Origin of the sequence: Paraburkholderia sp. RL17-373-BIF-A (assembly GCF_046030175.1) — a bacterium.
Classification (GTDB): Bacteria; Pseudomonadota; Gammaproteobacteria; order Burkholderiales; family Burkholderiaceae; genus Paraburkholderia.
This window is the reverse complement of sequence record NZ_JARESO010000079.1, coordinates 1-24403: the sequence shown is the minus strand read 5'-3', so window position 1 is coordinate 24403 and position 24403 is coordinate 1. Positions and strand designations below refer to the sequence as shown.

At 63.3% G+C, this 24403-nt stretch carries 20 protein-coding genes; 3 read left to right on the top strand and 17 right to left on the bottom strand.

Going from position 1 to position 24403, the window contains the following annotated elements:
• Nucleotides 1-323: 323 nt before the first annotated feature.
• Nucleotides 324-1451, top strand: coding sequence for a porin (locus tag P0D80_RS43980; protein WP_408293535.1), 1128 nt, complete (start codon nt 324-326; stop codon nt 1449-1451).
• A 139-nt stretch (nt 1452-1590) separates the two neighbouring features.
• On the opposite strand, the gene P0D80_RS43975 is transcribed toward P0D80_RS43980, so the two are convergent.
• Both P0D80_RS43975 and P0D80_RS43970 read right to left on the bottom strand, forming a co-directional pair.
• Nucleotides 1591-2379: an enoyl-CoA hydratase/isomerase family protein gene (locus P0D80_RS43975; RefSeq protein ID WP_408293516.1), complete on the bottom strand. Its 789-nt coding sequence runs from the start codon at nt 2377-2379 to the stop codon at nt 1591-1593.
• A 574-nt stretch (nt 2380-2953) separates the two neighbouring features.
• The gene (locus P0D80_RS43970) at nt 2954-3862 is read right to left on the bottom strand and encodes a LysR family transcriptional regulator (RefSeq protein WP_408293514.1); all 909 of its coding nucleotides are present in this window, start codon (nt 3860-3862) and stop codon (nt 2954-2956) included.
• Between the two features lie 482 nt (nt 3863-4344).
• Here P0D80_RS43970 and P0D80_RS43965 point away from each other — a divergent pair, with 482 nt between their 5' ends.
• Nucleotides 4345-5334: a M35 family metallo-endopeptidase gene (locus P0D80_RS43965; RefSeq protein WP_408293510.1), complete on the top strand. Its 990-nt coding sequence runs from the start codon at nt 4345-4347 to the stop codon at nt 5332-5334.
• Between the two features lie 232 nt (nt 5335-5566).
• Here the strand turns inward: P0D80_RS43965 and P0D80_RS43960 are convergent, their stop codons facing one another.
• Entirely contained in the window at nt 5567-6544 is a 978-nt protein-coding gene (locus P0D80_RS43960; protein WP_408293507.1) for an SDR family NAD(P)-dependent oxidoreductase, read from the bottom strand.
• A 121-nt stretch (nt 6545-6665) separates the two neighbouring features.
• Between P0D80_RS43960 and P0D80_RS43955 the strand changes: the two genes are divergently transcribed.
• Nucleotides 6666-7244: a TetR/AcrR family transcriptional regulator gene (locus P0D80_RS43955; RefSeq protein ID WP_408293504.1), complete on the top strand. Its 579-nt coding sequence runs from the start codon at nt 6666-6668 to the stop codon at nt 7242-7244.
• 202 nt (nt 7245-7446) lie between these two features.
• Here the strand turns inward: P0D80_RS43955 and P0D80_RS43950 are convergent, their stop codons facing one another.
• From P0D80_RS43950 to tssI, 14 genes are all read right to left on the bottom strand, one after another.
• Nucleotides 7447-9249 (bottom strand): hypothetical protein, encoded by a 1803-nt coding sequence (locus P0D80_RS43950; RefSeq protein WP_408293500.1) that lies wholly within the window; start codon nt 9247-9249, stop codon nt 7447-7449.
• Nucleotides 9250-9364: 115 nt separating this feature from the next.
• Nucleotides 9365-10498, bottom strand: a complete 1134-nt coding sequence (tssA, locus tag P0D80_RS43945; RefSeq protein ID WP_408293497.1) for a type VI secretion system protein TssA — start codon at nt 10496-10498, stop codon at nt 9365-9367.
• Entirely contained in the window at nt 10495-14685 is a 4191-nt protein-coding gene (locus P0D80_RS43940; protein ID WP_408293494.1) for a type VI secretion protein IcmF/TssM N-terminal domain-containing protein, read from the bottom strand. Before P0D80_RS43940 ends, tssA begins: the two co-directional genes overlap by 4 nt.
• Before the next feature lie 37 nt (nt 14686-14722).
• Nucleotides 14723-15475: a DotU family type IV/VI secretion system protein gene (locus tag P0D80_RS43935; protein WP_408178239.1), complete on the bottom strand. Its 753-nt coding sequence runs from the start codon at nt 15473-15475 to the stop codon at nt 14723-14725.
• Between the two features lie 26 nt (nt 15476-15501).
• Complete coding sequence (gene tssK / locus P0D80_RS43930; RefSeq protein WP_408293490.1) at nt 15502-16836, bottom strand: type VI secretion system baseplate subunit TssK; 1335 nt, start codon at nt 16834-16836, stop codon at nt 15502-15504.
• A gap of 73 nt (nt 16837-16909) precedes the next feature.
• The gene (locus tag P0D80_RS43925; RefSeq protein WP_408293487.1) at nt 16910-17488 is read right to left on the bottom strand and encodes a hypothetical protein; all 579 of its coding nucleotides are present in this window, start codon (nt 17486-17488) and stop codon (nt 16910-16912) included.
• Nucleotides 17485-18906: a dicarboxylate/amino acid:cation symporter gene (locus P0D80_RS43920; RefSeq protein ID WP_408293484.1), complete on the bottom strand. Its 1422-nt coding sequence runs from the start codon at nt 18904-18906 to the stop codon at nt 17485-17487. Before P0D80_RS43920 ends, P0D80_RS43925 begins: the two co-directional genes overlap by 4 nt.
• Entirely contained in the window at nt 18903-19613 is a 711-nt protein-coding gene (gene cuyB / locus P0D80_RS43915) for a cysteate racemase (RefSeq protein WP_408293482.1), read from the bottom strand. Before cuyB ends, P0D80_RS43920 begins: the two co-directional genes overlap by 4 nt.
• A 9-nt stretch (nt 19614-19622) precedes the next feature.
• Nucleotides 19623-20897, bottom strand: a complete 1275-nt coding sequence (locus tag P0D80_RS43910) for a dicarboxylate/amino acid:cation symporter (protein ID WP_408178342.1) — start codon at nt 20895-20897, stop codon at nt 19623-19625.
• Between the two features lie 20 nt (nt 20898-20917).
• Nucleotides 20918-21892, bottom strand: a complete 975-nt coding sequence (locus P0D80_RS43905; RefSeq protein ID WP_408293480.1) for an ABC transporter substrate-binding protein — start codon at nt 21890-21892, stop codon at nt 20918-20920.
• A gap of 14 nt (nt 21893-21906) precedes the next feature.
• The gene (locus P0D80_RS43900) at nt 21907-22161 is read right to left on the bottom strand and encodes a hypothetical protein (protein ID WP_408293477.1); all 255 of its coding nucleotides are present in this window, start codon (nt 22159-22161) and stop codon (nt 21907-21909) included.
• A gap of 12 nt (nt 22162-22173) precedes the next feature.
• Entirely contained in the window at nt 22174-22560 is a 387-nt protein-coding gene (locus P0D80_RS43895) for a DUF4280 domain-containing protein (RefSeq protein WP_408293474.1), read from the bottom strand.
• 3 nt (nt 22561-22563) lie between these two features.
• Nucleotides 22564-23304 (bottom strand): toxin-antitoxin system YwqK family antitoxin, encoded by a 741-nt coding sequence (locus P0D80_RS43890; RefSeq protein WP_408293471.1) that lies wholly within the window; start codon nt 23302-23304, stop codon nt 22564-22566.
• 26 nt (nt 23305-23330) lie between these two features.
• Nucleotides 23331-24403 (bottom strand): type VI secretion system tip protein TssI/VgrG (gene tssI / locus P0D80_RS43885; RefSeq protein ID WP_408293468.1); only part of this gene is annotated, 1073 nt, incomplete at its 5' end.

Below are 24403 nucleotides of genomic sequence, written 5' to 3'. Positions count from 1 at the left end.
CCTCGACGCGCTAAAAATTCGATCACTGGTAGTCAAATTCAGTGCTAGCTGTCGCGAATTTTGTTCCGCAAGAATCGCCAGCAATCGCACCAAATTCGCATCAGCGCCTGACGAGCGCCGAAAGGCATTTGTAATGACAGGCGATCTCGATGCGGGAACGCGGTGCTGAGTTGCCAATTAACCGGAGAAAGCTGAGACCGTCATCGGTGGAACAAATACTTCGCTTCCCATTGTCTTTGCTTCGTGATCCTAATTACAAACGGCTTCAGGCCAGCTTCAAGCATTCGCTTTCACTTTCCCAAAACAAGCGTTCAAAGGAAATCATGAATCGACGCATCTTTGCTCTCGCCGCCCTGGCTCTGTCCTGTCAGACGGCATCCGCCCAAAGCAGCGTGACCCTGTACGGCCTGATCTCGACGGGTATCGTCTACGCGAATAATCAGAAAGGGGCAGACAAGCAAGGCCACGCGACGTGGCAATTCGCTAGCGGGCCGATGCAGACGCCTCGCTGGGGCATGAAGGGTGTAGAGGATCTGGGCGGGGGCTTGAAAGCCATCTTCACGCTGGAAGGCGGCTATAGTGTGGCGACTGGCGCACTGTCGCAAGGCGGTCGCGAGTTTGGCCGGCAGGCTTTTGTCGGTTTGTCGTCGGATACCCTCGGGACGGTGACGCTAGGACGTCAATACGACGAGGCCGTCACACTGTGTGTCTTCTCGTCGGCCTGTCAGTTCGCGGCATATGGTGCGCACATTGGCGACAGTGATAACGTGTTCGACACGTTCCGGATCAACAACGCGGTCCAGTACAAGAGCATCGACTACAGAGGTCTTCAGTTTGAAGGGCTCTACGGCTTCTCGAACAAGCCGGGCGGCTTCTCCGACAACAATGCCTATAGCGCCGCGGCGCAATATCGCAACGGGCCGCTGTCAGCCGGTGTGGCGTTCCTTCAGGTCAATACGCCGAACGACGCCAACAATACGAACGGCGCGGTGGTGAACGACTATGGCTTCACGTCACCGTTCATCACGAATCCGGCGACCAACGCGGGCGTCAGCAAGCAAAGGATGTTTGGAGCGGGCGGCGCTTACGCGTTCGGACCGGCAAACCTGTCGCTGCTTTATACCAACGCGCGATTCGACTACCTCGACACGTCGCGCCTGACACTTCAGAATTTTGAGGTTTCGCTGACCGACTACGTGACGCCGCAGCTCATTCTTGGCGCCGCGTATATCTTCACCACCGGGCAATACCACCCACAGGACAACAGTCCAAAATGGCATCAGGTGAATACCGGTGTGGACTACCTGCTCAGCAAGCGCACCGATCTCTTTCTCGTCGGCATCTATCAGAAAGCGGCGGGTGACGCGCAGTACGCGCAGATCTATTCGCTTTCCCCCTCCACCACCAAGTCGCAAGTCTCAGCGGTGATCGGACTACGGCATAAGTGGTGAACGGTGGTTGCGAATGACCGGTCTCACCGAGAATTACGAAAGTGCGCTTTCTTGCGGACTGGAGTTAGTCGGCTTCAGTCGTCCTGATGCGCATTCTTCGTTAGCCTCCTGCTAGTGCCTTGGCCGCGAACCCGCAGAACTATCGTCCAGTGAATACAACGGGCTCTGGCTCGACCCCACGCTTCATCGCTTCGACGCGTGCGGTTCGACCCTTACGTGCGTCTTCCGTACCGTGCAGCCCCATTGTGACGTCCAGCAAAACGGAGTCGGCAGCGGGCACGCCGCCCCCCGCCCATGCCTTCAGAAGTGAACGGATGGCCGCATAAGAACGGGTCGGCCCATTGGACAGCCGGGTCGCCAGTAATGCTGCAGTGGTGTCGACGTCCGTCTCGGGATAAACGAAAGCCGCTACGCCAAGTTCGCCGGCCGTCTTGCCGGTCATTGGTTCGCTCAGCATCGTGTAGCGAGCGGCCATCGCACGGCCGGCGCGTTCTGCCAGGCGCTGAACCCCGCCTGCCACCGGCGCAGAACCAACCGACGCTTCGAAGTGGTGAAAGACCGCGTTATCGGCAGCGACGATGAAGTCGCAGGCCAACGCAAGCTCGAACGCTCCACCGAAGCACGCACCGCGAACGGCTGCGACGGTTGGAATCTGCAGCGCCTCGATAGCGCGGTAAGATTGGTTCATCTCAGCGATGAAGGTGCGCCATTCGTTAAAGTCCTTATCGATAAAATCAAGGACGTCTCCGCCATGACTAAAATTCGTGCCTTCCGCGCGTACCAGTAGAGCCCGAATCTCGGAGCTACTCGCCTCGTGTATGGCGTTTTTAAGTGCTTCACAGAACCGGCTATTGATCAGGTTTAATGGGGCATCGGCTAGAACGATGTGCCCAACATTACCCTGGCGTTCGAATCGGATAACAGACATGTGAAGTCTCCTGAAAGTTGGAGTGGGATGAAGATCGATGGAATAACTGTCTGCAACTACCCGGAGCGAGGCGTCTAAATGCATAGCATGCCTACTGCCTTCGAGACTGCGAACTCAGCGATAAACGATCGCGGACTTTTTCGGGCCGTGCAATTTTGTGTGCGCAGAGATCCGTGAAGCGTTTTTACTTCTGCTAGCGCGTGCTTTTAAATCCCAATCCTGCCGTGGATCACCGTTAGTGACATTGGGCACCGATTCGTTCTGGAACGGAGTTACTGCGACGAATGAATAAAAACCGTCAACTCGTTCGTGTATCTTGAAGTCTGAAACCGATACTCAGACCTCGAAGGTTTGACGTGGCATCGGGCATCTTGTTGGTCAGCAAATTGGTGGGCACAACATCTCCTTCGCGTCTCGCTCGATGCACAAGCCGCAGCCGGTTCTGCGCCGGGTGGACTTGCTCCAAGAGCGGGTTAGGAGAGTGTCGCGCCAAGACGGACATTCGACAATCCGATTTCCCAAATAACACTCTTCCACAAGCCTGATAACCCGAGTCGGGGCGCCACGGAGGCAATCAGTCAGGTACCGGCGTGAACAGTTCTCTGACGAGGCCTCGCAGCCAGCGGTTACCGGGATCATCATGCTGCGAGCGGTGCCAGTGTTGCTTGACGTCAAACTGCGGCATCCGGTATGGGGGTTCCAAAATCGCGAGATCGGCGATGCGCGCAAATATCTCGCCCACATCGCTGGAAACCGTGACTACCAGATCGGTCATTGCAATGGTCATCGGGATGCTTAAAAAATGCGGAGTATGGAGGACCTCTCTGCGCTGGATACCGTGCTCTTTCAGGAATTGTTCAACGATTTCCTGGCGACGGCCCTCTGCCTCAACCACCGCATGTGGCAGTTCGCAAAAAAGCTTCTTTGTCAGCCGGCCCTGTACGGCCGGATGATTCCGCCGCACGAGGCACACGAACGAATGTCGAACCAGGCGCTGCTGAAAAACGTCGACACCATCAAGATCAGGGAAATAACCGATCGCGAGATCGACCTCACTTCGCTGAAGTGCGGACAATAGCTGTCTGGGAGACAAAGACGTTGTCTTCACATTGACGCTGGGAGCGAGACTTGTAACCCGCTGCAGCAATCTCGGCAAGGAGACCATCTCACCGACATCTGACATTGCGATAGTGAACGTGCGCTGAGCTTTGTCCGGCACAAAATTCGGCGCCGTCAACACTCGTTCACGAATATCGGCTAGTACCGACTGAACCACGGGGGCTAGCTGCATCGCGCGTGGCGTCGGTTGCATGCCGGACCTGGTTTTGACGAAGAGCGCATCTCCAAGTTCTTCACGCAAACGCTTTAAGGCGTAGGATGCAGCGGGCCGACTCAGATTCAGTTCCACGGCCGCCTTACCAAGATGTCCGTGACGCTGTAACGCATCAAAGACGCGCAAAAGATTGAGGTCAAAGTTATCCATTTGGCAAATCGACGGGATCGAGGAAATCCATTTGTTTAATCATCTTCCATTTTCGACATTTGTTCCACGTACAGCCGCTTGATCGCGCAGCATAGTTGTCCGGCATTCATACATGCGTTGGCAAAGATCCGCGGTGCCAGAGGGCAACTCTGATACGATAGTGATCGTTAAATCTGGCCGTTTTTTTACATGACTTTTAGAAATCGAGACGTATAAAAAGATACTTGCGCACCAGTGGCAGCGCGCGCGTGACCAGCGTCAAAACGGACTATGCCGAGATATCTCACGACTCTGTGTCCTATGTCGTACCCAAGGCCGTTCAGCGGTGTCGATGAACCTCGTACTCGGACGCCACAATTCGTGCGTTGGTACAACCTCGAGCACAAACACAGCGGCCTGAAATTCGTAACAAGAGACCCACCCCCGCCGGCAAGCAATACCGACACATCGAGCCAGCCAATACAAACAAAGGAGTTTCGCTGATGGCTATCATGTCGCACGACGAGTGGAAGCGCCGCACCAGCCTGGCACTGAAACCGAGAAGCAAGCCGCTCAAGTTTCTCGATGCCTGCCTGAAGGAATATGACAAGAATCGCGGCTCGCGTCCCCATTTCGACGCCATCGTGGTCGCCTATCAGGCGTGGGCGGCAACCAAGGCCAGTGCAGAAGGCAGCGAACGCAATGCAAAGGGGGCGGTCAGCGACCTGCTGGCCCAACTCGTCGAATTCCGCGACCGGCACATGCCATTCGCGCATCGCGGCGGCGCACCGCTGCGGCCCAACGCGCTGCTGCTCGACATCAAGGAGGGCGCCAAGCTGCTTGGCGAGGGCAATCTCAGGCCGCAAATCAAGGTGAACATTCCGGTCGGCATCAAGGATACCGGACGTGGCACGGCGATCTGGGAAGAGTTCGACGACACGCAACTGCCCAAAGCGCGCCAAGGTTGGGCCGATGCCTTCGAATGCGCGGAGAAGGCCGTCGCTGCCATCGCGACGGTAGACGGCAATGCCGCCGAAGAGCAGCGCTTCCAGCGTTGGTTCGGCGCACCGACCCCGCAGGCGGTGGCCACGGTCAAGCAAGGCCTGCAGCAGATGCTGGATGCATTCAGCTCAAGCCCGGTGACGATCGTGCTGCGCGAAGATGTGACCGTCCACATCGTCAACGGCAACGATCCGTTCGACGAGATGGAGCAAGGCTTCAAAGGCGACGGCGTGTATGGCTATGTGTGGAACCATCATGCCGGGAGTGGCTATCGCATCATCATGGGCAAGTGGTTCCTCGCCGACCCGGATCCGCTCGAAGGGGCCGCGCAGACCATCTACCATGAACTCACGCATAAGGTGCTGAAGACCCAGGACCACGTCTACGGCAAGATCAAGTGCCGCGGTCTATCCGCGACAAACCAGGCGCATGCGTTGACCAACGCCGACAGTTGGGCCTTCTACGCGCTCAGTTTCATGAAGAACATCTGAGTGCCCGTTCGAAAAATGCGTCTGAATGGATGCTTTGAAGAAGCGTTGGCTGGACCTGAAGGATTTCATTGCGGATGGCACCGTGACCGACTGACTATCTCTCACGGCCGCGCTGGGCAAGCGCGGCCGCTACTCCAGTTCCAGGTCCAGCATCAACACTATGTCGTGCAGCGTGTACGAAAGTGAATTAGTGGCGTTGGAGAACCGTTGCAATGGCGTTCGACGCGCCATGTCAAAACGATTCACCAACCATCTCTTCGCTTTTGCGCCAAAGCGCGTCAGCGTTGGCGGCATCGAGCGCATAGCGTCGAACACCTTCGCTGACGGGCGTAATGACAACATCGTCGGCGACGGTTTCGCTCACATGGCAGTTCTCGCAGTACCTGCCTCCGACCTCTTCGACCGACGCCGCCACTGCGGCCCAGACCGAAGTCGCCGCCCCTTGTGGAACAGTCTTGAACTGAAACGGTCCTTTCCCTTCTGATGCAAGTTGAGTGTTGATCCTTTCGAGCAGCGCCGTCATCTGGCTTTCGTCCATGTGACGGGCGAGTTCCGTGTGAATCCCGCCCGGATGAACCGCGGCTGCGCGCACTCCACGCGCCCGATGTCGTTGATCGAAAGCCACCGCAAAGAGGATATTCGCCGTCTTGGCGCGCCCGTATGCAACGAACGGATCGTAAGGCGTACGCTCGAAGCTCGGGTCGTCGAGATCCACATCCGCGAAACGGTGCCCCGACGACGCGAGCATCACGACCCGGCCGCCAGCCGGAATCAGCGACGCTAGGCGGTTCACCAGCACGAAATGCCCCAGATGATTCGTGCCGAACTGCGTCTCGAATCCGTCCGTTGTCTTGCCAAAGGGAGTCGCCATCACGCCCGCGTTCGCGATGATGACGTCGATGGGTTTGCCGTCCTCTTGCAGCCTGTCGGCGCAAGCCCGAACACTCTCGAGGCTCGCGAGATCGAGCGCAATCAACTCGATGTCGCCGCCTGCGGCACCGGCCTCGCGCCGCGCGTCGGCAATCGCCTGCTTTGCCTTTTCCAGGTCTCTGGCTGCGCCGATAACGGTGGCCCCGCGTGCTGCGAGCGCCCGCGCAGTCTCCACGCCCAGTCCCGCGGACACGCCCGTCACAAGAATTCGCTTGCCATGAAGATCGACGCCCGCGAGCACGTCGTCCGTTGTCGAGGTCGCACCAAATTTCTCAGTCATTTCCGCCGCTCCAGCACAATCAAGGTTGACGTCATTCCCAGCCCGGGATAAAACGGAGCTTGCCTCCGTTTTTACGATACTAAACGGAGTCACCCTCCGTTTGCAAGCCTTCAACGTATAAATGAACGATCCGACGCCAAAAGAACGAAAACCTAGAGCCGACGCGCTGCGCAATCGCGAGCGCATTCTTGACGAAGCGAAAACGGCGTTCACGCGCGCCGCAGGCGAAATCAGCATGGAGGACGTCGCCCGTCAGGCGGGGGTCGGCGTAGGCACGCTCTACCGGCATTTTCCGACGCGCGAGGCACTGCTCGAGAGTGTCTACCGTGCCGAGGTCGCGAAACTCGCGGAAGAAGAGCGCAGACTGTCCGATTCACTGCCCCCACTCGATGCGTTGCGAGCCTGGATGTTGCTCTTCGTCGACTACATCGCCACGAAGAAGATCATCGCGCCAGCATTGAATTCGATCGTCGGAGGGCCGACGAAGCTATTCGAATCGTCCGGCGCGCAGATCAAGGACGCAATCCAGTCGCTCGTCACGCGCGCTATCGCGAGTGGGGATATCCGCCCTGATCTCGAGCCATTGGATCTGCTTCGCGCGCTCGTCGGCGTGTCCAATGTCGCGTCGGCTCCGGACTGGCAGCAAAGTGCAAAGAGGCTGGTCGATATACTTTTGCTTGGATCCAGGCGCCCCGACTAGTTTCAACAGCCAACGCCGCCGCACGGACAGCTCACGGACGACATGCCTGCCCTGAATCTTCGCGATGATCGAATTGAACGCCTGGCCTGCGCTGAATTTGAGTTTCTGCGTCACCGTTTCAGCCTCTCCTCTCAAGGTTGAAATCACGTGACGGGCGGCGCCATGAATCGGCGCCGTCCTCTTCAACTCAGGTCAGGTCAGGTCAGGTCAGCGGGTTATGTGGGTCATTCGTGAGATGCGTCCACGTGCCGCCCTGCCCGAAAATATTGGGGCCGACGCGATGATGTTTCGCACCGTAGCATTTGGTGCCCGCGTGGCGGCAGTTCTGGTGACCATCGTCCTCGCGAAGCCATTCCGACACGCTCTGCTCCATCTTTTGCCAGAGGTCGTGTTCTTTTTCGCTCCAGTCGTAGCACTGCTTGCACAGCACATCGACGATACCGACGCAGGGGCCGGCGTAACGGCTCACCTTCTCCATCTGGGCGATGATTTCCGCGGTCTTGGTGGTGAACGCCATGGCGTCGTTGCACGATTTGATTTCCTGCGGCGACTCGTCGAGCGCCTTGAGCGCTTCGGCCGCCTTTTTGAAGTGCAGCATCAGCTTGGGCAACAGTTTTTCGATCCCGGCGCCCGCTTCCCGAATCTCGTTCGTGGCGTGCGCGTCCACCAGTGAGTGATCCAGCAGACTGGAACGGATGGGAATGCCATCCGCGCCCTTCAGCAAATTGAGGCCGATCTTGTCGCCCGCCAGCACCGCCGTGGAGACGCTGCCGGAAACGGCGCTCGCGCCGATCTTGGTCAACGCGCTCGCATCGCCAATGAACGGCATGAAGATCGAGCCCACCGAGAGCATTTCACTCAGCAATGCACCGGCTTTCTCGCTGCCTGTATTGCGGGTGTACCAATGCCCGGCCCGCCGTGTTGCGCGTGAGAAATAACCCGGGCGGTCCACCTGGCGCCACACGGTATCGAGCAGTGCATCGAGACGGCGTCTATGCATGTTGTCGACGACCGACACACCGCCGGACCTCGCACGGGTCGTGACGGGCCGCTCCGCGCTGTAGTTCCAGGTCGCGCCGCTGGAAGCATGCATGCCCGCGACGATTTTATCGCGGGCCGCAATCATGCCCTCGAGCAGCGTGCTGATCTGCACCGCGCCCGGCGAGCCGGGCGCCGGCGCGACAGCAGCGAATGCGGCGGGCATGGTGGAACTCGCCTCGGCATGCCGCTTGGCAGGCATCGCCGCCGCGCCGCGTCTGACCGTCAAACCGCTGAACGGCGCGTAGCAAACGTCGTTACGGCCACCGCCTGGACAGCAGCTATGCTCGCCATGTTTTTCGAACCAGGATTGCAATGCAGCGCTGATCTTCGCCTCGGCCGTACCCCATTGCTCGGTCAACTTCTTGTATTCGCCGAGATAGAAAATCAGCAGGTCGAGCACGGGCAGCGTGTAGTTGCGCACCTTGTCGCTGTGGTGAATGAAACGCGACAACGCCTTGACGTAGTTGATCGCTTCCTCGCAACTGATGAACTCGGGCACCGCCGCCGTCTCCACTTCCTTCACGATGGTGCGCATCATGGTGAAGTGATCGACCGCCCGGCGCAATGAGTCGCTCGCCTCGACCGTCAGGAACGCGCCGAGATCCTTGCCGGCGGCCGCCGTTGCAGCCGGATAGCGTTGCAGCCAATTGCGGTTCACGCGTCGCTCATTCGCGCCGATACTTTCGATGGCGTTCTTGATTGCATAGCTGCCCGCCGCGATACCGATCAACACCGGAATCGCAATGCCGCCGGTCGCGATGCCGGCAATCGCCACGCCCACCGTGATGGCTACGCCCACACCCAAGCTGACCTGGCTTTCGGTCTGCCAGGTCGCGACGAACGTTCTGGCCTGGTTGGACAGATAGTGCTTGGTGAGGCCCGTATGCGCCTTGGAAACGGATTCGAAGGCGTCGTGCATCATCATCCTCGCCGATCGCGTGGCGACTTCTGTTGAGTGAGGCATGACAATTCCTGAATAAACGGCGTATTGAATGAAGAAGAATGAAAACCCGTCCGCAACCGGCGACCTGCCCGGCGGGATTCACGCGACAAGGCGCGCCTTGCTCAACCGACCAATGTCACGGCAACCCAAGCATGGCGAGATAGCGGCTCAGATCGCCTTCCTGATGCACGACCTCGCGCAGCAGATCGGGCAACGGCATGCCGCCCCACGCCACGGCGCGACGCAGCAGATAAGGGGTCGGACTGTGCGGCTCATGCCTGGACAGATAGTCCGCGACGTCCTGCAACAGCCGGTAGGCGTGAGCGCGATCGCGGATCGGACCGTGCGCAACGGCAGACGCCGCCGAAGCGAGCCGGGCATCGTCCCCGGACGCGTGCGAGGTGTGAAGATCGCCATCATGCGTATCGCTGAAGCCGGACGCGCTCTGAGCCGATTGATCTTCACCCGCCTGCGCGGCGTCGACGAAATGAGCCGACCCGGTTTGACGATCGCCTCGCAGCGACCGCGCCGCCCGTTGTAAGTCCATGAGTGCCTCCATGACACGCGAAAAACCCGGGGCGTCGGGACCCAAACGCTCGTCGAGACCGCGCTCCAGCGTCGCGGTGATGTCGAGCGCCGCGCCGACGCACTCCTCCAGCCGCAGCAGATCGGCGAGGTTGCTGCCTTTATCGACCTCGCCATCCAGGAACTCGCGCGTGAGACCCTCGTCGCGCTCCGAAGGACGTCCCGTGATACGCGACCAGTCGCCCAGATTGATCGACGACGGCTCGATGCTCAGACTCAGAAGCGGAATTTGCAGCCGCAACACCAGCGCGAGCGTGTGGTTGATCCACACGAACGGCGCAACCCGCGCGTCGGCATCGCCGTCTTCGAGTTGCGGATAGCCGTGCTCCCAGAACTGCCCGGCGAGCGCATGCATAAGCCGCATGCCGTCCACGAAACCGTCCATGCGGCGTTGATGCGTCCACGCCTCGCACAGCCACGCCGCGAGCTGGAAGTCCTTGCTACGCTTGCGCAGCGCATCGCTCGTGAGCGTCGCCACGGTTTTCCAGTCGGCTTTGGTTAGCGGACGCTCCCACTCGCGCATCGGCAGCGTGGGATCGTCCTGACGCCGCGCGTCGCGGATCTGCTGGTACACGGGATCGTTGCGCAGCGAAGTGCCCACGCCGTCGCCATGGTCGAGCGGCGCGAGCAAAGCGTCGAAGCCGGCGTTGGCCGGCGCGCGTTCCAACACAAGGGATGCGTTCATAGCGAGGTCCATTCTGGCGCACGGGTCGGAAAACTGGCGGGCCACGGCAGCGCGGTTTTCTTACCTGTCGGGCTCAGCACGAGCCGCACGAAAACCTGGCCGCGCGCCTGCTTCGGCAGCAGGGCTTCGTCGGCGACATTCACCACGCCGAGAGGAAACTCGAACTTCAGCAGTTGCGAGGTGTTGCCGCCGCGCGCGCCCACATCGGCCATCCGCTGCCGGGCGATGAAAGACATCAGCGCCCACGGATCGCTGAACTGCCAGGTCAGCGTGCGGCCGTCAGTCGAATACGCGCGCTGCTGCGGATCGCTAGCCGCCTGCAGCGGCGAATCCTTCGCGAAGCGCAGCGAGAGCGAGACCGGCATGCCGTATTCCCAATGCAGCGGATGCTGCGCGTCATGCAGGGAAACGCTCTGGTCGCCCACCTTCAAAGTCCAGTCGATCACCTGATTCGCGGCGATTTCCCCGCTGCGGTTGGCGCGAAAATCGACACTGACGTCCAGTCCCGCCGGCGCACCATCGGTGGCCGGATACAGCGGCGAGAGCAAGGCATCGACCTGGTCGAAGTTGTCGACGAACTGGCGGATTGGCGTGTTGCCGCCCATCACCCGCTCGCCCGCGCCGTTGCGCGCCTGCTGGAACACATGCGAGACGCGCTCGTAATGGCGCAGCGCCTGGCCCACTTCGTTGAAGTCGGCGGTGCCGACGTCAGCCGTCGTGCCGCGCGCCGGCACGCCAAACGGCGCATGTCCGCCCACGCCCTGGTTGAACGCGTTGGCAAAGCCGGCCCATTGCTGACTCAGGTCCGCGACATAGCCCTGACCGCAGCGCGCGAGCAGCGCATCGTACAAACGCGCATGCAGCGTGCTGAAGTAGTCGCCGGACGCGAGCCCGGACGGCCGTGCCGGGAAACGCCCGAGACAGTCGCCCGCGCCCGGATCGGCCGCCACTGTCTGCACGAACTGCTCGAGTGCGAACAGGCTGCTATTCGGGTTCTTCAACTGATAACGATCCAGGTCGCGCACGATCGCCTGCCAGCGCATCGCGAGCGGCGAGCCGGTATCGCCCGGCCCGAGCGCCGCGAGATACACTGAGGCCTGACGGCCGAGCGCAATGGCGCGCGTCGCCTGTTGATCGAGATACGCGCCGAGCGAGCCCGCGTCGTTGATGCCGAACGCCGCCAGCATCGTCGTGCGCGCACCGCTCACGGCGAGCGGCGCGGGCCGCGTCGAATACAGTTCCGAGCGCGCCAACGCATCGTCGACGAGCCGCAGATGCGCGAGCGCGTCGCGCGACACGAGCGTGTCGAGTTCGTCGAGTTGCGTGCTGGCGCCCATGTCGGCGAGCGCGGCGCGAATCTTGACGAGCCGCAGGCGCGCGGCCTCGAACGCGGCACTGTCGCCTTCGCCCTGCGCGGGCGCCACCGCGGCCGCCGCGGCGACCTGATCCGAGATCAGCCGCGCGAACTGCGCGTCGAGCGCCTGCTCGACGGCCGGCTGCACCGCTTCGGGCAAGCTCGCGAGACCGTCGGCGAGGAAACGCTTGCGCACGTCGCCGAGCGCCAGCGCCTGATCGAGTTGCGCGCGATCCCACACGACGATCGAACCGTCCGGCACTTCCGGCAGATTCAGGTTACGCGGAGCGACCATGAACGGCTGATTGAGCAGCTTGCCGAGTCCGTCGCGCAGTGCGATACGCTCGGGCGCGACTTCGTAGCGCGCGCCTTTATCGGCCCACACGATGCCGCTATCCGGGCCGCCGAAGCTCAACACCATCTGGCTTCGGAATGCCTGGAACCCGCTGGCCGAACGTTCGCGCGTACGGCCGACGAGGTCCGGGCCGAGCAGACGGTTCTGTGCCGCGCGTGCAAAAGTACGGTCGTAGACCGAGCCCGGCGCGAACTGCGTCTGGCGCATCCATGCACCCTTGCCGGTGGCGAGCAGATCCTGCTCCGTACCGATGCCCGCGGCGATCGCGCGGTAATTGCCGGTGACCTTGGCAAAATCCGCGGTGCCCGCGTCCGCCACGGAGAGCGTGTTCAGATGCGAACTCACCGATTGCTCGGCGGCCAGCAGCGGATTGGACGTGAATAGCGCGTCGTCGACCTGTTGCGCGCCTTTATCGAACGAACAACGCAACGCTTGCTGCACGGTCGGCATACTGATGCCGCCGGTGCCGTCGGTGGCATACGCGCCGCCGTGACGTGCGTTGCGATAGAAATACGGCAGGCTCGCCGCCACGTTGCCTTGCAGTTCGGCGCCGAACGCGTAGCGCACCGCGAGCCGCAATGCGTCGGCGTTCTCCGGCGAAGGCTGCTGCAAGCGCTCCATCGCCTGCAGCGCGGCATCGAGCTGATCTACCGAGCCGACATAGCGCTGCAGCGCCCGCATCGACGGCTGGTCTTCGGGCGCGAGGCTCGCCGCCAACGGCGTGTCCGCGCCAAGCATCTGCGGGGCCGCGCAATCGTCGCCGACAATCAGTTGTCCCGTGCCGGGATCGCGCGCGACGCCGGTCAACTGCCCGACATGCGCGAGCATTTCGCGCTCGAGCGCCGTCACCGCGATGCCGCCGAATTCACGCTCGAAGCGTTCGCGCACGCGCTCGTTCAGATCGTCGACGATGCTCCACGAGCCGGGCATGAACACCGTCCACGCGGTGCCGGTTTGCAGCCGGTCGTTCAGACCGATCAGCGCCAGCGCCTTGCGGCGATACCAGTCAGCCGGCAATTGCACGCCGCCCTGCTCGGCCGCCGCGCGCTCCTGACCATCCTTGCTCAATTCGCCGAGCGCCGTGACCAGCGCGACATTGCGATGACTGAGCTGAACCGTCGCGACCACCAGACCGAGCCCCCAGCCGCCGAGCAGCACGATGCCGCCCCAGCGCAACGCGCGATGCAGCACCGGGCGCGTGAGATGCTGCGAGCGCGAAGGACGCGTCAGCCCGTATTCGAGGAAAATCTTCTTGTCGAATAGATCCCGCAGGAAGGCCGGGCGCAGCATCAGATCGTTCACGCTGCGGCCGGCGTCGTAGCCCTGTGCGCCGCCGTCGGCAGACGCCTCGCGAGCGACCACCAGCGCGGTGCCGCTGTCACCGTCGGCCGTTGCGTCCGAGCCGACGAGCGCGGGTTCCGCGCCACGCCCATAGGCGTCCGGTTCGCCATTCAGATAATCGAGCGCCGGCGCGGCGACGCTGCGCTGCGCCAGCTCGCTGCTGTCGCCGGTCAGATAAATGCCGCGGAAGAAGAACGGCTCGTGATAGGCGCTCGGGCGCAGCAACTCGTCGATATAGAGCTGCAATTGCGCGCGCATCGCGTCGATGCGCGCGGGCAGCAGCAGACATTCGCGCGCGTCGAGATCGCCGGTGTCGAGCGTAAACAGTTCGGCACTGGCGTCGGAGACTGCCCGTTCGATACTGCCCAGCGCCGTATCCACCCAATCCGACTGGTAGGTAACCGAAAGATCGAACGGCGAGGACCAGCCGAGCATGCTGGCGCGCAACGGCTCCGGCAATGCGCGGGCAAAACTCGCGAAACCGGTGAGCGCTTCGCAGCCGGTCACGACGACATACACCGCGAAGCGCATCGCAAAGCGGTTCTGTGCGAGCCACAGCCGGCGATGCGCGAGCTTCGCGTGGCGCACGAGTTCGAGCTGCGCGTCGGTATTGTCGGCGAGCAGCATGGCGGCCGGCACTGTGATCACAACCGAATCGAACGGCCGCTGCGGCCGGTAGTTGCGGCACAGGCTGAGAAATTCGTCCCACGGCTTTTCGTCGCCCTCTTCATCCGGCGAGCCAAGGTAGGCCGCCTTGATGTCGACGACAATGCCGCGATCGAAGAACTGCCACGAGATGCCTTGCGTCGCCGCGGGACTCGCGGCTTCGGCACTCAGCACGCTCGCCACGCCCGACTGCGCGATCGGCAAAGGCCGTGGGTCTTCGCCTTCGTTGAGCACCAGCACCCAGGGAATGTTGTAGCGCTCGGCGCGCGACGCGATGTTGCCCTCGACCAGTTCGACCGCCTGACGAAACGCGTTGCGCAGCGAGTCGGCCCGCAGACGCACGATCTTGCGTTCTGCCTGCGGCTTGGCCTGCGCGCCATGCAACGCGAAATACACCACCACGCCGAGCACCGCGCACACCACGATGATCAACAGCGCGAGCGACAATAAAAACAGATTGCTGGTCAGCATGCGCACACTCCCGCCGACAACGAACGATTCGCGCGCGTCATGAACTCACTCCCGTCACCGCGTCGCCGCGCAGCGCCGCGCGCACCGGCCACGACTGCCACAGCCACAGCATCTCCGAAATCGCCAGCAGCGCGGCGAGCGCTAGCAGGCCGATCACGGTCCAGCGGCTCACCGACGGCAGCTTGCGCGGCGCGATGTGCGAGATCGTATTGCCGTAGGCGGCGTCCGCCAGCACGCGGTCGCGGCCGCCGAGATCGGCGCGCCGTTGATAGACGAACTCGTACAACTCTTCGCGGTAGCTGCGCAACCGCGCAGCGCCGTCCGCGCCACGAAAACGGCCCTGAAAACCCATGGCGAGCGCGAATAGGCAGATCCGCGCGACATCGCGGCGCGACGGTTCGCGATCGGACAGCAGTTGCTCGATCTTGCGAAACACGAGGTCCCCCGCCACGTTGGTGCGAAACAGCGTCGATTCGAGCAGATAGGCCGTCCACCGATCGCGACCCGTCCACGGCGTGTTGAGCAGGATCTCATCGGCGAGCACTGCTTTCAGGTAACGCGCGTCCGCGAGATTCTCCATGTCGAAGCGCGTGCTGTCGCGATGCGACTGCAAGGTCTGCACTTCCAGCAGATTCAGCAAATGCCGGCTCATGCCTTGCGCGGCGAGTTCCCCATCTGCCTCGGGCGCTTCCGAGAAGCGCTTCTGCGCTTTCGCGAGCTCGTCGAGAAAGACGCGAAACTGCGTGACCACCAGGTCGTTTTCTTCAGATTCGATTCGATTGCGTGCCATGCCCGCCTACCTTTATTCCCCGACCATCAGCCTTTGACGAACAGCAGCATTTCCTGCGGCCGCTGCGCGCTCGCGCCTTCATTCGGATTGCTGATGACAAGTGTTTCGCTGGCGACCACGAGAGCCGGGTCGGCCTGAATCTCGAACAACAGATAACCGGAGCCGGAACGGATGCCCAACTCTTCCGCGTAGTCGACCGCACGCCGCGTCGCGCCCAGCACACGGCGGCTGCGCAGCGACGCATAGACCGACTGCGAACCGACCACGGCACCTTCCATCCACGCGAGTAAATCGCGGTCGGACTGCCCGCGCAGGCCGACCACCACGCGCTCGCCCAGCCATTCCGGGTTCAGTGCGATCTCGAATGCGTCGTGACGGAATTCGAACTTGTGCTCGCGATACCCTTCCGCGACTTCGGAAACCGCATCGCGCAAGGTGCGTAGCAACGGCGTGAAGACCGTCAGCGGATCACCGTGGTCGTAGTCGGGCGGCACCGGCGGCAGGCCACCCGGCACCAGCATGCTCAGCGTGCCGCTCAGCGACGCGAGCGCGTGATAGAGCGCCAGCGGATGCAGATGCGGCGTGCGCAACACCGCTTCGGCAAACGGCAGCGCGGCGAGCAGGCTGCGCAGCCGGTCTTTCAGTTCGAGCTGCGTCAGCCGGTCGTCGACCTTCGACGAAGGATTCGCCGTCTGGCGCGCGACGAAAGCCGCCTTGCCGCGCAACTGGCCGAGCAGCGCGGACACGTTGGCCCATAGCGGCGTGTCGCGCGAGACTTCGATCAGCGGCGGCAAACGCTCGGCCAGACGCACCACTTCGTTGTCGCGGTACACGGTGCCAAGGCGCAGCGACACCATCCGCGCCGGCGGCAACTCGCCTGCGCTCAGCACGAGGTTCGGCAGCAGGCGCGGCACGTCGGCGGGCGGCGCCTCCGAGATTTCGTCTTCCACGGGGGCGCCGAGCGTCGAGCGGAAGCGGCGCGCTTCGCCGTCGCGCCGCATCGACGCCGTCACCGGCAGCGTCACGTAGAAATCGACCGGCCCTTTGGCCAGTGCTTCGATATACGGTTCGAGCGACAGGTCGAGGCGTCCGTGCTGGCTTGCATCGGCGGAGTACGAAACGGCCGTGCCGTCGGGCATGATCGCGTCGAGCGCGAGCACGCGCACCATGCCGGCGGGCAGCAACCCCGTGTCCAGCACAAGGCGCCGCACGCCCCAGCTGAACGGCGCCGCGGCCAGCGTCTGCCACGCGACGAGCGAATCGACCCGCGCGCTCATCAACTGGAAGTGCTGCGGAGAGAGCAGCATGCCCTCATGCCACTCGACACGGTCGACCACCGGCATCACACGATCGGACATCATGCATGCTCCAGTGCTGTGCCGCAGGCATACGCCGGCGCGGATTGGATTGAATTCATGGCGAGTCCAGACGCTGTCATTTCACAGCCGATACGGAAAATGTGTGGTTATCCAGTTGCACGGCGACGACGCCGTTCAACGGTTCGATCCGCACGCGATGCGCGCCCGGATCCGCATAATTGGCAAACAGAAACGCGGCGAGCACCCGCGGCCGGCCGAAGACATCGCTCGGCACGTCGATCCGCTGACCGGGCACCAGCTCCCAACTCTTGTACTGGACCGATTTCGGGAACGTGCTCGCCAGATCGGCGCGCGCCGCGAACCATTTCGAAGCCGGCAATTCGGCGATCCTCGCGAGCAAGGCGTCGTCGGTGACGAACACCACGTCGACCGCGACGGGGCTGTTGTTGTTGACGTCGTCGGTTGCGACGAGGCTCAGGCGATCCCAGCTCACCTTGTCGCCCTTGCCGCCGAACATCGCGCAGCCGCTTACGAGACTCATCACGCAGCACGCGAGCAACGCGAAGCGCAGGCGCCGTGCGATGCGGCGAATGCCGGCCAGCCATGCGAATTGCGCCACGCGCTTTGCCGCCATGCCTGCCGCCTCGCCCAGCCCGCGTGCGTTGCCGTTCAGAACCGCTCGCCCCTTCGTCATTTCGCTCCTACTCCCACGCCCATCAGGACAATCAGCGACGCCGCGAGCAACACGCAGCCCGTCGCCAGCGCGAGTTGCCCGCGCGTGAATGCAAAGCGCAGCACCGCCGCGCCTTCCTGCTGCACGCCGATTTCGACGAACGGCGTGCGCTCGGCCGGCAAACCCGCCGACACCAGCGCGACCACCGTGCAAACCGACAGCAGGCTCAACAGATTGCGCGGCCCCTCGCAGATCAGATCGACAGCGATCAGCAACACGCCCGCCGCCTCGACCGGCAATTGCAGCATCGACAACACCATGCCGACGTAACCAATCCCCGCCACCCCGCTCCGTCCCGCCGACACGAACGCCGCCATCGTGGCCGCCGCGCCGGTCAGCACCAGTTCGCCAACGCCGAGCGGCCGCTCGTACAGGTTCGCGATGAAGACGGTGGCGAGCGCGAAATACAGCGCCGAGCCTGCGCGCACGAACACGCTGCCGAACGGCACCACGAGTTCCGCGACGCCGCGGCTGAAACCCAGCCGCGTGCTCATCGCTTCGATCGCGTGCGGAATCGGCGCGGTGGCGCTGCCCGACATCAGACCCACGAGTACCGACGGCTTGAGCGCCGAAATCACCCGGCCAAGCGGCTCGCGCGTGCGCGACGCGATCACGAGCACGGCGGCGCCGCACAGCAGCACCGCGCATAGAACAAAACTGAGCAGGAAACCGCTCATCGCATCGAGCGTCGCGTGCTCGGTCTGCGCGGCGATATGCGCGGCGGTGCCGAATGCAAGCACCGGCAGCAGCAGGTTGGCGTATTCGATCAGATTCTCGAGGGTCCGGTAGATGCCCTCGAATACGCTGTGCAGCACCCGTGTCTGCTCGCTCGACAGTGCGGCGAACGCCATGCCGAACAGGATCGTGCCGGTGAGAATGCCAAGCGCGTGCCCGCCGGCCAGCACGCGATAGAAGTTGTCCGGAATCACGTCACGCAACGCGAGCGCGCCCGCCGCGACGCTTGCGGGATCGCTGCCGAACAGTTTCATGCGCATGTCTTCGGCGTCGCTCGCGCTTTGCAGCACGAGCTGACCGAGCTGCCGGTGCGCCGCGTCGGACAGATGCAGACCGGGCGCGGCCACCAGACCCGCCAGCGCGCCGCCCGCCGCGCACACGACGACGATGCCCACCGCGAGCGCCAGCATCGTGCCGATCCGCCAGCCCGGATGCGATAGCAGCATCAACTGGCGCAAGCCGAAGAACATCGCCACCATCAGGAGCGGCACGGCCGCCATGTTGACCAGCGCGAGATAGATTTGCCCGACAAAAAACGCAAAGCCACCGACCGGCGCCACGAATGCGCCCGCCAGGCCGCCGAGCACGAGGCACAGCAGCAGCACCAGCGTGCTGTTCGAAAGACGCTTGAGCGTACGCATCATGAGCGCATGTTCCAGCCGCGCGTCATCCCGTACGACACCGTGACACGCGCCAGTTCGAGCGTGCTGTCGATCAGCGTCATCGGGGGCGTTGCGATGCGGCGGGCGGCAAGCGGAATTTCCGTGCAGCCCATCACCGCGGCTTCGGCGCCACGCGCGGCGAACTCGGCGAGTGCCGCCGCAAGTTCGGCCGCCGATGCGTCGAGGTCGCCCGCCTTGACGGCGTCGATACATGCGTCGATATGTTGCTGGGTTGGTCCGCTGGGCACGAGTGGCTCGATGTCATGGCGCTCGAGGATCTTCTGATACAGACCGGCTGCCAGCGTACCGCCCGTTGCCATCACGGCGGCGCGGCGCGTGCCGCCTGCGATCGCGGCGACGCAGGCTTCCGCGATGTGCAGGATCGGCGCGCGGCTGCGCGCCCGCATCGCGTCGTACCAGTAGTGGGCCGAATTGCAAGGAATGGCGATCAGATCGACTTCGTTGCGATTGAGCATGTCGATGCCGGCCAGCAGCGCGGGCAACGGGTCCGCGCCACTCTTCAGCATGGCCTTCGAGCGATCGGGAATGTGCGGCAGATTCGCGACCAGCAGCGGCAAGTGTTCCTGGTCGCACGTCGCGCCCGCCGCACTGGTGAGCTGGATCACACGTTCGAAGAAGTCGACCGTTGCAAGTGGGCCCATGCCCCCGAGAATGCCAATCAGCGCCATTTGGGATTCCTAGATCTTCAGCGGACGCGGACAGATCACCGTCACCGCGGCCGTATTGCCGATCACGAGAATCAGCGTGCGCAGCATGTCGCACAACGGATCGACGGCGAGGAACAGAATGAAGGCTGCTTCGAACGGCAGGCTGAGATAGACGCAGGTCATGCCGACCAGCGACACGGTCACGAGACCCGTCATGCCCGCCGATGCAAAACCGGCCAGCACCGAGGCCAGCAGCACCGTGCACACCTCGGCGACGCCGAGCGGGTGGCCGTACAGTTGCGCGATGAAAAGCGTCGCGCACACGTAATACACCATCGGCCCGACCCGCAGCAGCGAGACGGTCAGCGGCACCATCAGCTCGACCCGCGAGCGCGCGAAGCCGAGCCCGTCCACGAGGCTTTCGATCATGCTCGGCATGCAGGCCGCGCTGTTGCGCGTGGCCAGCGCCAGCGCGAACGGCGCGCGCAAGGCGTCGAGCGTCGTGCCGAGCGAGTGGCTGGAGCGCTTCCAGATCACGACGGCGGCGAGCGAGATCAGCAACAGCGAGACCACGAAGAACGCGATCACGAATTGCAGCATCGCGTGCAGCGGCCCGACGCCTGATTTGCCGAGCTGCGCGGCGCTCATGCAAAAGAGAATCAGCGGCAGCGGATAGCTCAGCCAGTGCATCAGTTTCTGGCACGCGTGATACACGGTTTCAAGCGCCTGGCTCAGGCCGACCGAGATCCGCTCCGGCACGCGGCCCACCGCGAGACCGAACAGCAGTGCGAACACCAGCGCCTTGAGCGCGTCGCCGTTGGCGAGCGCGGCGAAGATATTGGTCGGCACGAGGCTGGTCAGCACGTCGTAGAGGCTCACGCCTTTCTCCGCCGCGTCTGTGCCGTACAGGTTCATCACCGTTTCGTTCGAGGTCGATTCGTTGCCGACCATCAACCCGAACGTATGCATGGTCGCGGTGGAAAGATTCACGCCGGGCCGCATCACCAGCAACACCAGCGCGCCCACCACGGCAACCGTCAGCGAGGCGCCGATAAACACCGTGACCACGCGCAGCAGCAGCTTCGAGGTGCCGCCGTCGCGGAACAGCCGCTGCAGACTGAAGATCACCGCCGACACCATGAACGGCAGCGTCGTCATCTTCAGCAAGTTCACATAGATGTCGCCGACAATCGCGAACTTCTGCGACAGTTCCGGCAGCAGCAAGCCGAACGTGCCGCCGAGCGCGAGGCTGCCGATCACCGCCCACGGGTTCACAGCCAGCGCGTAAATCCTGTTTGTATTGATCATGTCTGTGTGAATCCCGGTTAATCGTTGGACGCTTGCAGCAGCGTCATCACGTCGATCTTGTTGGTCCGCTCGGCAAGGAACTGATTGACGAACGCGAGCAACGCCGGGTTGCAGACATTCACGCCGATCGAGATGGTGTCGTCCAGATCTTCGAGCGTCACCACACGCAAGCGCAGCGAAGCGGTCGGATCGACCTTGAGCACATGCTTGACTTCGAATTCGTCGCGATAGGCGGCCGTGACCTCGCCCGCGTCGAGCGCCTTGAGGAGCGCATCCCAGCTCGGGTAGCTGATCACCTTGGCATGCGGGAAATTGCTCACCACATAGGTCGCATACGACGAGTTCGTCACCACGCCGATCGTGCCGTCATAGACGCGCACCACGTCAGGCACGGCGCGGCCGCGCGCGAGCTGCGCGAATTTCACGCGGTTGAGCAGCAAGGCGCGATGCAAACGGATGTACGGCGTGCTGAAGCTGACCACTTGCGCGCGTGAAAGCGTGCGCGAGAGTTTGCTGATCGCCATGTCGGCGTCGCCGTTCGCGAGCAGGCTGACCACGCTGTCGAAGGTTTTGGCGTCGCGATTGAAGCGCACTTTCACACCGAGCTTCGCGGCGATTTCCTTGGCCATGTCGATATCGATGCCGACCAGTTGACCGTGCTGCTGTTCGAAAAACGGCGGCTGATCGACGCCGAGCACCGCAACCACGAGTTCGCCGCGCGTCACGATGCGTGCGAATTCCGGCGCGAGCACCCGGCCATCGGGCATCCGCACGAGTCCGGTCGAGGTGGTCGGCAAGGCCGCGACTCCGCTCACCGCCACCTGAGGCGGCTGAGCGGCGGCGGACGCCGTGGACGCCGCCCAGGCCGGCGCGGCAACCAGCGTCAAACCGGCCGCGAGCGCCGAACTCCAGCGGGACAGCCCGCGTAGCGCACGCGTTACGCGCGAACCGCACGACGGCTGCGAAGAAGCAAAGAAAGACGGAAACGACATCTCGTGTACCGGGATTAATTGGTGGAGGAATCGGAGGCGGGCGATGCAGCACTCATCTGGTTATCGGCCGGCGCGGCGAATGGCGTAGGGGGCGGCGCAGGTATCGCAGCCGGTACGGCGCTCATGGCAACCGCCGCAGGCGCCGCAGGCGGTGCCACGAAACGCGCGCCGATCTCGAAACCAAGCGCGAACAGCAGCAGGCACAACAGCAGCGCGCAGCCGAGTGCGATGGTCACCATCCGCGAGGTCATCGAAAAAACGTATTGCATGCTGTGTCGTCCTCAGGGAACCAAGGTTGTGAACTGCGCCGGCGCGACGATCGAAATCACCCCGCCCCATGCGCACATCAATTTGGAAGAATTCTGCAAGGCCGGCATGTTGCCGATCAGGACGGTCGGCGAGCCTGGCACCCACGGCGCCACCGTCATCGGCACACAGGGCATCGGGGTCAACGCACCGAGCGCGGCCGCGGTCGCGGCGGCCACCACCGGATTGCCCATGCACGTGCAGGTGCCAAATGGCATCACGTTGACCATCGGCGCGTGATCCATCACGGTGGCGGCCGGCGCGCCGGCCAGCACGCCCGTGGTCGGCAGCACGTTCAGCGTCCCGGGCGCGGCGCCGAAACTGCACTGGATCGTCGTGCCCATGGTGACCAGAATGCCCATGCGTCAGCCTCTCATCCATTTTTCGAGCTGCCTGACCATGCGTGGCGGACCATCGGCGCGCGTGGCCGCCGAGGCTGCCGGACTCTGCCAGGCACCGAGCGGCTTGCCGTCCGCATAGCGGCGCTCGGCGCTCACCTGGCCGTCCGGCGCAAAGCGGCGCACTGTGCCGTGCAGCAGGTCGAGGCGATACGGCGAGCTTTGCACCAGCGTACCGTCGGCGGCGTAATCGCGCGTCTCGCCTTCGAGCAGACCGTTGCGGTAGCTGGCGCGCCGCACCACCACGCCGTCGTGCAGGAACACCGCTTCGCGCGAGAGCTTGCCGGCCTCGTAGTTCAGACGCGAGGTCACGAGACCGGACGGCGCATAGGTCACGCTCTCACCCTGCAGCACGCCCATCGCGTATTGACGGCGCGCGCTGGCCCGGCCGTTCGCGTAAAGCGTCGTGGGGCCGTGCAGCACGCCCGCCTCGTAGGCCGAATCCTGAATCAGCACGCCTTGCTCGTCGAACAGGCGCAGTGGGCCGCACAGCTTGCCGGCCACGTAATGCGCCTGAAACACGCGCACGCCGCCCGCCCCGTAGCGCAGCGCTTCGCCATGCGGCACGCCGTCCAGCAGCGAGGTGCGGGCGATGCACTGGCCCACCGCGTCGTGCTCGTCCACGATCGTGGGCACACTCGCGGCCGCGCTAACGCCGTCGGCTTGAGGCGCGGCGGAGAGTGGCGCGAGTGGGGAGAGTTCGGTCATGGCGGGCATCGATGGAAGTGGGTCGGTCAGTTCGCCTTGATCAGGCCGCCCTTGAGCGTCAGCATCGCGCCGCCGTCCACGGTCTGCATGGCCGATGCCTTGCTCTGGATTTCCACGCCTTCATTGCTGAGCGTGGTGCCGGCCTTGTTGCCGAGCGTCGTGCCCGCCTGGTTGGTCAGCGACGTCCCAGCCTGACTGCCCAGCGAGGTGCCCGCCTTGATGCTGATGGAACCGCTCACGTCGATCACCAGATTGCCGCTGATCTTCAGCGTGTAGTCGCCCGTGGTGGTGTGCTTGAAGGTGGTGTGGCTGGTGTGCGTCTCGTCGCCGGTGACATCCACGGCGCGGGTGCCCTTGACGGTATGCGTCTCGTTGCCGGTCTCCACTGTGAGCGAGCGGTTGCCCTTCTTGACGAGGTGCGTCTCGTCGCCCGCGATGACGGTCGTGCTCAGCGCGTTTTCGATCGCGACATTCATGTCCTTCTGCGCGTGGAAGTACAGCTCCTCGCTGTTGAGCTTGTCCTCCATGCGGATTTCGTTGCCCGCCGTGCCGCTTTTGGACGAACGCGAACGCATCACGCTTTGCGTCTGCGAAGCCGGCAAGCCGACCGGCGGCGACATCTGGCCGTTGTAGACGCTGCCGGTCACGAGCGGCCGGTCGGGATCACCGTCGACGTAGCTGACCACCACTTCCTGGCCGACTCGCGGCAGGAACAAATGCCCCCAGCCCGCCCCCGCCGATGCCTGCGCGACACGCACCCAGCACGAACTGTTCTGGTCGGCGGCGCTCACGCGATCCCAATGGAATTTCACCTTGATGCGGCCGAGCGAATCGGTCCAGATTTCCTCGCCCGACGAGCCGGTGACGATCGCCGTATGGGTGCCCGCCACCACCGGCCGCGGCGTGACGCGCGGCGCCCGGAACGCGACCGCTGCGGGGAACACGTCGGCATCGTTGTCGTACTGTCCGTCCGACGCGCGATGCTCCACGCGGCGCACCACGTATGACACATTGAATGCGCTGTTTGCGTGGCCCGCGAGGCTCACCTGGGTGCCGGCCACGAGCGCGTAGCAGGCGCTCGTGGGCCCCCCCGGGAGCG

Excerpts from the sequence above, each read along its gene's own strand:
- P0D80_RS43975 (WP_408293516.1), bottom strand. The coding sequence starts at position 2,379 with ATGTCTGTTATCCGATTCGAACGCCAGGGTAATGTTGGGCACATCGTT.
- P0D80_RS43940 (WP_408293494.1), bottom strand. The coding sequence starts at position 14,685 with ATGCTGACCAGCAATCTGTTTTTATTGTCGCTCGCGCTGTTGATCATC.
- P0D80_RS43955 (WP_408293504.1), top strand. The coding sequence starts at position 6,666 with ATGAACGATCCGACGCCAAAAGAACGAAAACCTAGAGCCGACGCGCTG.
- P0D80_RS43890 (WP_408293471.1), bottom strand. The coding sequence starts at position 23,304 with ATGACCGAACTCTCCCCACTCGCGCCACTCTCCGCCGCGCCTCAAGCC.
- P0D80_RS43965 (WP_408293510.1), top strand. The coding sequence starts at position 4,345 with ATGGCTATCATGTCGCACGACGAGTGGAAGCGCCGCACCAGCCTGGCA.
- P0D80_RS43920 (WP_408293484.1), bottom strand. The coding sequence starts at position 18,906 with ATGATGCGTACGCTCAAGCGTCTTTCGAACAGCACGCTGGTGCTGCTG.
- P0D80_RS43895 (WP_408293474.1), bottom strand. The coding sequence starts at position 22,560 with ATGGGCATTCTGGTCACCATGGGCACGACGATCCAGTGCAGTTTCGGC.
- cuyB (WP_408293482.1), bottom strand. The coding sequence starts at position 19,613 with ATGGCGCTGATTGGCATTCTCGGGGGCATGGGCCCACTTGCAACGGTC.
- P0D80_RS43905 (WP_408293480.1), bottom strand. The coding sequence starts at position 21,892 with ATGTCGTTTCCGTCTTTCTTTGCTTCTTCGCAGCCGTCGTGCGGTTCG.
- P0D80_RS43925 (WP_408293487.1), bottom strand. The coding sequence starts at position 17,488 with ATGACGAAGGGGCGAGCGGTTCTGAACGGCAACGCACGCGGGCTGGGC.
- P0D80_RS43900 (WP_408293477.1), bottom strand. The coding sequence starts at position 22,161 with ATGCAATACGTTTTTTCGATGACCTCGCGGATGGTGACCATCGCACTC.
- P0D80_RS43960 (WP_408293507.1), bottom strand. The coding sequence starts at position 6,544 with ATGACTGAGAAATTTGGTGCGACCTCGACAACGGACGACGTGCTCGCG.
- tssK (WP_408293490.1), bottom strand. The coding sequence starts at position 16,836 with ATGATGTCCGATCGTGTGATGCCGGTGGTCGACCGTGTCGAGTGGCAT.
- P0D80_RS43970 (WP_408293514.1), bottom strand. The coding sequence starts at position 3,862 with ATGGATAACTTTGACCTCAATCTTTTGCGCGTCTTTGATGCGTTACAG.
- P0D80_RS43980 (WP_408293535.1), top strand. The coding sequence starts at position 324 with ATGAATCGACGCATCTTTGCTCTCGCCGCCCTGGCTCTGTCCTGTCAG.
- P0D80_RS43935 (WP_408178239.1), bottom strand. The coding sequence starts at position 15,475 with ATGGCACGCAATCGAATCGAATCTGAAGAAAACGACCTGGTGGTCACG.
- P0D80_RS43950 (WP_408293500.1), bottom strand. The coding sequence starts at position 9,249 with ATGCCTCACTCAACAGAAGTCGCCACGCGATCGGCGAGGATGATGATG.
- tssA (WP_408293497.1), bottom strand. The coding sequence starts at position 10,498 with ATGAACGCATCCCTTGTGTTGGAACGCGCGCCGGCCAACGCCGGCTTC.